The following is a 9728-nucleotide window of genomic DNA, read 5'->3' on the forward strand; positions in this document are numbered from 1 at the left end:
TGATTGGTCAGGGCTGTCGATAGCGCGCTGAGCGACCGTTTTGTGCATCAGCCAGAATCCTCAGGCAAGAGCCGGTCGACCATGTTTCCGGCCAGAGCTTTCAGGGAATTCGTGTTCTCGCCCGCACGTGCACGAATTGAGATTCCGTGAAGCATGACCGCAAACTGCTGGCCAATCCGAGCGGCTTCTTCGGTCTCAAAGCGGTTTTTGCTGCCGGTTTCTATAAGGCGCGCGAAACCGCGATCCATGCGGCTCATCACCTTGTTCAGGGCATTAAGAAACTCCGGATCCTGGGTCGTCTCGGCCGGAAGGGTGGAGATTGCAAGGCAGCCAAACCGCGAGGCCGATACCGGTGTCTTGCCTGTGTAGAGATCGATCGCCGCTGAGAGGATCGCCTTGAACCGCGCGTTCAACGGGCCATCGAAATCACCAGCGGCTGCCAGATGTGCCTGCATCATGTCGGCAAAGCGGTTTATCACCTTCAGATACATGTCCTTTTTGCTGCCAAATGCAGCGTAAAGGCTCGGCCGGTTGAGATTGGTTGCCTCAGCTATCTGGTCGAGGCTCGTGGCTGAATAGCCGTGCTCCCAAAAGACCTGCATGATCTTGTCGAGAATTGCCGTCTCGTCGAAAGACCGGGGCCGGCCGCGTTTTCGTTCCATCGTCATTCTGTAACGCTTCGCATAAAAAACTCGACCTGTCTATTTATATGCGATACGGTACAGAAAAATTGAGGAGTTGATATGACCACTATCTGCCGCACGAAACACAAGGCGCCAATTATGGGATCTCTGGCCTGGGGCGAGAGAAAGGGGGCGTTCAGCGAGGGCCGGTTAACGCGGGCCGAGAAGTTCACAGTCATTGGAAACATGGTTCGGATGAGCCTGCTGCAGGCATTGGATCTGGCGTCAGACAAATTGGGTCTGATGAATGCCTATGGGGCCGACCTTGACGGCTTGTTGCCGATGCAAACCGGGCTCGTATCTGATAGTCAGGCACTCGCCTCAGAAAAACTTGGAACAGACGTGCTCGAACACAGCTGGCGAACCTATTATTGGGCGATGTGCCTGGCCGGTTACAAGAAGCTGGACTTTGACCGGGAAATCCTGTTTTCGGCGGCCATGCTACACGACCTTGGACTGGCCAAGGACCGTCCGGTTCATCCGGGCGCCTGTTGTTTCACCGTTCACGGCGCAAAGCGCAGCAAGGATCTCCTTGTCTCCCAAGGCCATGATCCGGCAAAAGCACGGAAAATTGGCGAAGCGATCGGGCTGCACTTGAACGGGTATGTCTCGCGCCGCCTTCATGGCGCAGAAGCTCATCTGCTTTCAAGAGGTGCGATGTGTGATGTTTTCGGTATGGGCCGGGCGCGCATCGCAGGATCGACACGCCGAGAAGTCCAGAACCGTCATCTGAAGGGTGATCTCATGAACGGTCTGGAGATCTGGCCTGGACACCATCTTCAGGGAACGCGCGGTGACTTTCTGATCCGCGTCGGTGGCAAGCACCACACCGCTACAATCCCCAAAGACAAGTTGCTGGCAGCGCCCCGAACCTAAGATCGCTTCGGTCATGCTGGGGCGCGAGTTGAGCCCCAGCGTATTCAGCCCAAATCCTAGTTCGCACCAGCTACAACGTCCGTATCTTCGCGCGCGCCCCATTCCGACCAGGACCCATCATAAAGGCTTACGTCCCGGGTCCCGAGGACTGTGAGTGCGAGCGTCAGGATTGCTGCGGTGACGCCGGACCCGCAGGTGGTCGTGACCGGCCGGGACAGGTCAACGCCGGCGTTTTTGAAAGCCTGTTCCAGACCGTCTCGCTGCTTGAACGTGCCGTCGTCGGAGATCAGGTCGGTGAATGGCAGGTTCAGTGCGTTCGGCATGTGCCCGCTGCGCAAGCCCTGGCGCGGCTCTGGAGCGTCTCCGGCAAATCTGGCAGCGGACCGGGCATCGAGGATTTGACCGTTTCCGGATGCGCTCAAGGCTTTGACCGCTGACAGGTTGGCAACCGAGCTGTGGTCGAGTCGTGCGGAGAAGTGACGTTCCGGCCGCCGGACTGGGTCATCGTTGACTGGCCGGTTTTCGGCCTGCCATTTCGGTATACCACCATCCAGAACATAAACGTTTTCAACGCCGAATGTTCGGAAGGTCCACCAAACACGGGCCGCGGAATAGAAGCCAAAGTCATCATAAACGACGATGGTCTGCCCATCCCCGATCCCGAGTTTACGCATGGCGGAGGAAAAGACATGCGGGGCCGGCAACATATGCGGCAGGTCGCTGTTCTTGTCGCAGATTTCATTGACGTCAAAAAACACAGCGCCCGGGATATGGCTGTCCGGATAGACCGGTTTGGCGTCCGGCGTCGTTACCGGCGGCATCCAGGCATTAACGATGACCACATCCGGTGCATCCAGATGATCGGCCAGCCAGTCTGTCGAGACAAGCGGATGATAGGTCATGAGGTGTCCTTGTTTTCGTAAAGGCCGTGGCGCTTGTGCCAGTCTTCGATGGAAAGCTCCGGATATTCCTGGAAATGGCCCTGATCGGGTCCCTCGGCAACGTCAACCCAGTCTGGCTTGCTTTCCAGGAGGATATGAACGGTCTCAGGTGGTTTCGGCAGTGGCGTATCTATGGCAGCCGCGAGTGGATGAACAAGCTCGGGCCAGCGCGGATCCCAAAGCCAGAGATGGCTGCCGCACTGTCCACAGAACGAGCGCTCAGCTGGGCTCAAACCTGTCTCAAATTCCGCCTGATAGATCTTTCTCACCTTGTGCGGGTCGTGGATCTGAAGGCTCCCGGCTTCGCCCATCAGATTGATCGCATAACCGCCTGCGCCGGTTGTTTTCCGGCAGACCGAGCAATAACAGCGCATGTAAGGATAGGGCGTCTTGCTCTCAACATCGAAGTGAATGGCGCCGCAATGGCAACTGCCGGATAATTTCATGGCACATCCTCCCAAACAGTCTCAATCGGCGAGGCGAATTCGAACCCGTCTGTTCTGTTTGCCTTTTTTCTCGCTTTTGCCGAGTTCCAGGGGGCCGATTTCCGATGTTCTGGAAACGTGGGTGCCCCCGCATGGCTGAAGGTCAATGTCCCTGCCGATCCGGACCAGCCGTACCCGGCCGGCACCGCGGGGTGGCTGAACGGACATCGTTTTCACTAGTCCCGGATTGGCGTCCAGTTCCTCATCGGAAATCCACTCGGACGCGACATCATGATCGCCGCCTGCGAGCTCGTTCAATGCCGCAGCGACCTTTTCCTTGTCGAGCGCGGTGTCGCCCATATCGAAATCAAGCCTGCCTTCGCCGTCGCCAATTTGACCACCGGTTACCGGAAAGGGCAGGGCAACCGACAAAAGATGCAGCGCTGTATGCATTCGCATCAGCCGGTAGCGGCGCGCCCAATCAATATGGGCCGTCAGTTTTGTGCCGGGCGTGGGCAGCGTCTGTTCTTCCGCCGGAACGTGGACGATCGTTTTTTTGTCCGCGTCATAGACGGTCGTTGCAATGTCGATGCGGGTGCCGTCTTCAAGCTCCAAATATCCGGTATCTCCGGGCTGCCCGCCACCGGTTGCATAGAACACGGTCCGGTCCAAGACGATGCCGCCACGCTCGTTCACCACCACAACATCCGCTTCACAGCTGCGCAAATAGGCATCATCACGGAAGAGGGGCGTGGTCATTTAAGCAACTCCTTGGAAGAAAACTGATTTTGCCCAAGAGTGCACAGCCGGAGAAACGGGTCAATCCGGTTTTGGGCTGAAAAGCCGCGCGTAACCGTTCAGGCGTTGGCCTTGGCGACCAGCAGCTTGAGTGCGAAGGTCCCCATGATCCCGGCGAACAACCAGTCGAACGCGCGCATGAACGTCGGCGACGACTTCAGGAAGCGCGAAAACGCGCCTGCGCCCAAGACCATCAGCACACAAATCGGCATTCCGAGCAGAACGAAATAGCCACCGAAAAACAGAAGTTTCGCAGTTGCATGCGGGTCGCTTGCAGACACGAATTGCGGCAGGAAGGTCACGAAAAACAGGACGATTTTCGGATTGAGAATGTTCACGCCAAGCCCTTGCAACCAGACCCGGCGGAATGGCTGGGTTTTGCTCTCCGCCGCCTCAAGGGTGATGGATGTACCCTTTCTGAGAGCCTGAATAGCAAGCCAAATCAAATACGCCGCGCCGACAAATTTTAGCACCGTAAAAGCAGTTGCAGAGGCTGCAAGAAGCGCAGAGATGCCAATAGCGGCGAGGATCGTGTGGATGATCAACCCGGTCGTTGCCCCAAGGACTGCCGCGATCCCGGCTTTGCGTCCCTGGGTGAGCGTTTTGCTCATGAACAGCGTCATGTCCGGTCCTGGTGTGATGGTCAGGACAAGAGCTGCGGCCGTAAAAGCAACAAGAACCGAGAAAGAGGGCAGAAAGTCGGGCATTGGATACCAGAGTATAGGCGTAGGATTTCCGCACAACACCTTAACGCTATGGCGGTGTCAAAGCATTTTTGGTGAAAGCGGTCCACGCGGCCTAGTCGTCCAGGCGAATGTTCGCTCTCAGTATATTGCAAGGATCACCGTAAAGCTTTTCCAGAAACGTGATTGGTGAGGGGCGGGCGACGGACAATGTGGCCTCCATGATCCCGCTGTCGATCGCAAGGTTCGCATCATGTCGTTTTGCAAGGTTCCTCATGCGCGTGTTTTCAATAAGGCACAGCATATGGATGGTCTTGATCTGTCTGGTTTGAGCTGCGGCTATCACCCGATTGAACAGGGCTTTGCCGATGCCCTTTTCTTGCCAGTCTCTTTCAACGACAAGCGCAAGTTCGGCTGCGCGCGGCCAATTATTTTGCAGTTCGCGCAGTTCCGCCATTCCGCGCAACTCGTGGTCAGGAAAAGCGCCATACCCAATTGCGCCGACTGAGAGAATGGATTCGGCATACCGGTCGACAAAACCGTCACTGACCTTGCCGGCAAACCTCAGCCGCCGCGTGTCGCTGTCAAGCCTTTGAAAGTGTTGGGTGAGCCTGTCGAGGTCAGACTGCCACAGTCGTCTGATGCCGGGATGAGAAACAGCTAAGTTGTCGTTCATGTAAGGACCCTCTGTGTCTGCCGGTTTTCCGGTGATGAAAGTGTCCTCCCTGGAATCAGAGGTTATTGCTGCAATGCGGCATAATCAGGGACATGTGGCTTTGAGACTGTGTGGGGCGTATATTAAAGGATCGGAGATAGCAGCCGGGCGCCTTGGGCGAAAACCTGGAAAATGTAACTGCGCGACTGGAAGGCATCCGGCCAGGTGAGGCGGGAATGCGCGAAATCCTCTTCCAACATCTTCTCCACCTTAGAAATCAGCCGTTCATGGGTGAACCAAAGCGTGAGTTCAAAGTTGATCTGGAAGGACCTGTTGTCGAAATTCACCGTGCCGATGGACACAAGATCATTGTCAAGCAAGGTCACCTTCTGATGGAGAAAGCCATCAGTGTACCGGTAGATCTTAACCCCCCGTTGGACGAGCGTGTCCTCATAGGCATGGCTGGCGAGCCAAACCGTCCAGTGGTCGCGTTTTTCCGGTAGGAGAATGCGGACATCGACGCCGCGCATTGCGGCCGCTGCAAGTGCCGTTTGCACATCCAAAGACGGCACCAGATAAGGTGTTGTGATCCAAAGGCGGCGTTTTGCTTGGGCCGCAGCCTCAACAAAGGCAATCGCGCATTCTTCCAATTTGTCAGCGGGCCCTGTAGGCATCACCAGCACGGATTCATCGCCTGGCATCGGGACTTCGCTCACCTGCGGCAGATCGATGTGATTGCCGCTTGCCCAGAGCCAGTCTTCAACAAACGAAAGGGCGCAAGCAACCGCAGCGGGCCCTTCGATTCTCACATGGGTGTCGCGCCAGCGGCCAAACCGTTTGCTTCGCCCGACATATTGGTCCGCAACGTTGTGGCCGCCGACAAATGCTTCGCGATAATCGATCACCACCAGTTTTCTGTGATTGCGATAGTTGAGCCGCATCGGCCCCAGAACTCTCAGGAATTTGTGGTTTTCGTTAAAGCCGCAAACCTTTATGCCGGCTTCCGTAAGGCGTTCGATGTATTTGTTGGAGAGTGAGTGGCTCCCGACATCATCATAGAGGAAGTAAATCTCCACCCCGTCCTTGGCCCGCGCGATCAGCGCATCGGCCATTTCCCGGCCAAGGGCATCATCGTGTATTGCAAAGAACTGAAAGAAGATGACGTTTTCTGCCCGGGCAATCCCTTCCTTCATCGCGGTGAAGGTTGCGTTGCCGTCGATCAGAAGTTCAGATGTGTTGCCTGCAAGAAACGGCACTCCGGCAACACGGGAAAGCACGGGCCAATCCCGCGTTTCGTCGTGATCCGTGAGACCAAGTTCATCGGCCCGGCGCGCCCGCTCGCTGCGGCCAAGTGTAATTTGAATCTTCGCGTAGTCGGAAAAGGACCGCCAGCCGAAGACAAAATAGAGCGGAACCGTGACATAAGGGATGAAAAACAGGGACAGAAGCCAGGCAACCGAACCTTGCGAGGTACGCGAGTACATAATCTCGCGAACCGCACAAATGACAGCCGTGATGTAAACAACCGCGAGCGCACCTGCTACCAGCCCCAGGTTGTTTGCCACCATATCAACGACTGTTATGTCCGTGGCTGCATCCTGGATTACGCGCCTTGTATCGGCAATGCCGGTTTGAAGTGCAGGATCATGGGTCGACATGACTGGACTGGCTCGGCCTCCTCCTCATTGGAAGTTATGCGAAGGGCGGTTTCAGGTCGACTGTCCGCTCAAGCCAACCGGGCACCGGCAGGTTCTTGGTCCGCAGGAACTCAGGATTATAGAGTTTTGACTGGCTGCGGGTGCCGTGGTCACAGAGGATCGTCACGATCGTGTGGCCCGGGCCCATTTCCTTTGCCAAGCGCCGTGCGCCTGCAAGGTTGATCGCAGACGAGCCGCCGAGCAGCAGTCCTTCGTTTTCAGCAAGATCAAAGACAAGCGGCAGCGCTTCCTCATCAGGGATTGAGTATGGATGATCGACCTTGATATCGCCGACAATCACCGTTGAGCGTCCAAGTCCAATGCCTTCTGCAATCGAACCGCCGTCGGTGGCCTTTGCTTCGCCGTCTTTAAAAAGGTGATACATGCCTGCGCCCAGCGGGTCGGCGCATCCAATGGTAATGCCCGGCTTCTGCTCGCGCAGATACGTGGAGACGCCGGCAAGTGTTCCGCCGGAGCCAACAGCACAAATAAACCCGTCAATTTTGCCGTCGGTTTGAGCCAGGATTTCCGGACCCGTTGTCAGGAAGTGGGCTTTGCGATTGTCCAGGTTGTTCCATTGGTCCGCAAAGAGAACGCCGTTCGGCTCGGTTTTGGCCATTTCTTCCGCAAGGCGGCGTGCCACGTGCTGGTAATTGTTCGGGTCTTTGAAGGGTTTTGCCGGAACCTCGAGAAGTTCTGCTCCGCACATGCGCAGCATATCTTTCTTTTCCTGGGTCTGGGTTTCCGGAATAACGATGACGGTCCGATATCCGCGGGCGCTTGCAACCAAGGCAAGGCCGATGCCGGTGTTACCTGCTGTCCCTTCAACGATGACACCGCCGGGCTTCAGATCGCCGCGCGCTTCGGCTTCCAGGATCATCTGACGGGCCGGGCGGTCCTTGACGGATTGTCCCGGGTTCATGAACTCGGCCTTGCCGAAAATCTCACAACCGGTTTCTTCGGACAGGCCCTTGAGGCGGATAAGCGGCGTATTGCCGATGGCATCGACGACAGATGCGGACACAGACATTCAATTGATCCCGACAGAGTGGACAGCGGAGCGCTGTTCCATAGATTTCATCACGCGTTCAGCGCCGACGCATAATGGCACCGATAGGTCTTAGCAAGTAAGCAATGTAAGTCTTTGACTGCGGATTGCTACACACAAAAATCGATATTTTTTGCGCTGTAAGCGTTTTCATTAAAAGTACTGGCTGAGTTGTTCTTCAGATCCCCTAGATCCCAAGGAAAAATCAGCTTATTTAGTTTTGCAAATGATCCGGGTGCTGAATCTAGCCGTAGGCGAACTGTACTCTGGAAACTAAAGGTAAGCATGAGATACGAGATGGAAAAGCACGCGACCGGAATGGACGAGTTGTTGGCTGGATACGCAGCCGGAACACTTACGTATCCGGCTCAAGCTCTGATTGGTGCTCACTTGGAATTGAGTGACCAGAACCGGGGCTATGTCCATTCCCTCGAGACGCTTGCCAGCACGGGGCTTGCCGACAGCGATCCCGTTGCATTCACAGATCGCAATTCTGCTTTGGCAGCGATTTTTGAGAGCGAAGACCCAATTCGGGATGTTACCGCAACGCGCTCGTGTGAGAGTGACGACCGTGTTCCGGAATCACTACGCTCGATTATCGGCCCATCGATGGAGAGTGTTGCCTGGAAAACACTTCTTCCTGGAGTGAAAGAATGCAAGCTCGGCGAGATTGATGGGTGCGACGCGAGCCTCATCTGGGTCCGGGCAGGACGCGCAATGCCGTCACATACCCACCATGGTACTGAACTCACCCTCGTTCTTCAGGGCGGCTTCAAGGACACCGATGGTCACTATGTGACGGGCGATGTCGCTTTCGCTGACGACGATGTTGATCACCGCCCGATTGCAGATGACGGAGATGACTGCATTTGCTTTGCAGTGACCGCTGGGCGTCTGGAATTGACCGGGCCGGTTGGCCGCTGGTTCGCACCTTTCATGCGCGGATAAGCAAACCATTTCTCATGTCTTTGCGTATAGATAGCAGAGACTTGAGGAGACATCATTGTCCATAGTTAGTTACGTAGCAGCCCCCTCCGACGGGGCTGTTTGGATTACAGGCGCAAGTTCCGGTATCGGCCGGGAACTGGCGTTGGAGATGGCGCGGGCTGGCTGGACGGTGGCGGTCACAGCGCGTTCTGAAGATGCCTTGGCGGAGCTTAAAGACGCCGCATCCGATTTTTCTGGTTCCATTCACGTCTATGCCGGCGATGTAAGCGATACTGCACTGATGGCGGCCCATTGCGCGTCAATCGCAACCGAACATCGGCTTGCATTGGTCGTTGCAAACGCTGGGATCTACCTGCCGCAAGATGGTCTTGATGGTGATGCTGAAGCCTACCGGAAAACGTTCGATGTGAACTTGATGGGCACGGTGAATGTCGTTTTGCCGGCCATCAATGTGATGAAGGCGGCAGGGCAGGGGCAGATCGCTATCGTGTCATCGGTTGCCGGTTATCGCGGACTTCCAACCTCTGCTGCCTATGGCGCCAGCAAAGCCGCATTGTTTAACTTTTCGGAAAGTCTGCGGTTTGATCTTGAGCGGGCTGGAATCCGTCTGCAGGTCATCAGCCCGGGATTTGTTGACACACCTGCCACCAAATCAAATCCGTTCCCGATGCCGCACCTGATTTCACCTCAGGAGGCTGTCAGGGGGATCATCGACGGACTTCAGGACCGGAAGCACTTTGAGATCTCGTTTCCAAAGGCGTTTGTCCGTCAGTTGAAAGCGATCCAGTTTTTGCCTTTCAACCTCTATTATAAACTGGTCCGCAAAACGACCGGATGGGATCAGAAGGGCAAGGCGTAAACCGCCGGAACTTGATCGGGAAAACCCATTACCAACACGGCTACCTTTGACATTGATAACCTGAATTCTGGTTGGGTCGGCAGCCAGCGAAGATGCCTATAAATGCAAATGAGCG

The 9728-nt window shown here is 55.8% G+C and carries 11 protein-coding genes; 3 read left to right on the plus strand and 8 right to left on the minus strand.

Translation table 11 applies throughout. From position 1 onward, the window contains the following. Nucleotides 1–47: 47 nt before the first annotated feature. On the minus strand, nucleotides 48–668 hold the full coding sequence (locus SADFL11_RS04690) for a TetR/AcrR family transcriptional regulator (RefSeq protein ID WP_008192884.1): 621 nt from the start codon (nucleotides 666–668) through the stop codon (nucleotides 48–50). Nucleotides 669–743: 75 nt separating this feature from the next. Here SADFL11_RS04690 and SADFL11_RS04695 point away from each other — a divergent pair, with 75 nt between their 5' ends. Next, on the plus strand, nucleotides 744–1559 hold the full coding sequence (locus SADFL11_RS04695) for an HD domain-containing protein (protein ID WP_209002734.1): 816 nt from the start codon (nucleotides 744–746) through the stop codon (nucleotides 1557–1559). Nucleotides 1560–1615: 56 nt separating this feature from the next. Here the strand turns inward: SADFL11_RS04695 and sseA are convergent, their stop codons facing one another. The 7 genes from sseA to SADFL11_RS04730 form a co-directional block, all read right to left on the minus strand. Next, a complete protein-coding gene (sseA, locus tag SADFL11_RS04700; protein WP_008192650.1) occupies nucleotides 1616–2461 on the minus strand; it encodes a 3-mercaptopyruvate sulfurtransferase in 846 nt (281 codons plus the stop codon). Further along, the gene (locus SADFL11_RS04705) at nucleotides 2458–2946 is read right to left on the minus strand and encodes a GFA family protein (RefSeq protein ID WP_008193405.1); all 489 of its coding nucleotides are present in this window, start codon (nucleotides 2944–2946) and stop codon (nucleotides 2458–2460) included. Before SADFL11_RS04705 ends, sseA begins: the two co-directional genes overlap by 4 nt. A 21-nt stretch (nucleotides 2947–2967) precedes the next feature. After that, nucleotides 2968–3684 carry an alanyl-tRNA editing protein gene (locus SADFL11_RS04710; protein ID WP_008196169.1) on the minus strand — a complete coding sequence of 239 codons (717 nt, stop codon included), beginning with the start codon at nucleotides 3682–3684 and terminating at the stop codon, nucleotides 2968–2970. 98 nt (nucleotides 3685–3782) lie between these two features. Continuing rightward, nucleotides 3783–4430, minus strand: a complete 648-nt coding sequence (locus tag SADFL11_RS04715; protein ID WP_008191416.1) for a LysE family translocator — start codon at nucleotides 4428–4430, stop codon at nucleotides 3783–3785. A 91-nt stretch (nucleotides 4431–4521) separates the two neighbouring features. Next, entirely contained in the window at nucleotides 4522–5082 is a 561-nt protein-coding gene (locus tag SADFL11_RS04720; RefSeq protein ID WP_008191909.1) for a GNAT family N-acetyltransferase, read from the minus strand. Between the two features lie 122 nt (nucleotides 5083–5204). After that, nucleotides 5205–6719 (minus strand): cardiolipin synthase, encoded by a 1515-nt coding sequence (gene cls, locus SADFL11_RS04725; protein ID WP_008190413.1) that lies wholly within the window; start codon nucleotides 6717–6719, stop codon nucleotides 5205–5207. 34 nt (nucleotides 6720–6753) lie between these two features. Next, nucleotides 6754–7788, minus strand: coding sequence for a cysteine synthase A (locus tag SADFL11_RS04730; RefSeq protein WP_008192583.1), 1035 nt, complete (start codon nucleotides 7786–7788; stop codon nucleotides 6754–6756). Nucleotides 7789–8103: 315 nt separating this feature from the next. On the opposite strand from SADFL11_RS04730, the gene SADFL11_RS04735 reads away from it, so the two are divergent. Then, nucleotides 8104–8754 carry a ChrR family anti-sigma-E factor gene (locus SADFL11_RS04735; RefSeq protein ID WP_040450606.1) on the plus strand — a complete coding sequence of 217 codons (651 nt, stop codon included), beginning with the start codon at nucleotides 8104–8106 and terminating at the stop codon, nucleotides 8752–8754. A gap of 61 nt (nucleotides 8755–8815) precedes the next feature. Beyond that, the gene (locus SADFL11_RS04740) at nucleotides 8816–9613 is read left to right on the plus strand and encodes an SDR family NAD(P)-dependent oxidoreductase (protein WP_040452080.1); all 798 of its coding nucleotides are present in this window, start codon (nucleotides 8816–8818) and stop codon (nucleotides 9611–9613) included. Nucleotides 9614–9728: the final 115 nt, after the last annotated feature.

Source organism: Roseibium alexandrii DFL-11, assembly GCF_000158095.2.
GTDB lineage: Bacteria > Pseudomonadota > Alphaproteobacteria > Rhizobiales > Stappiaceae > Roseibium > Roseibium alexandrii.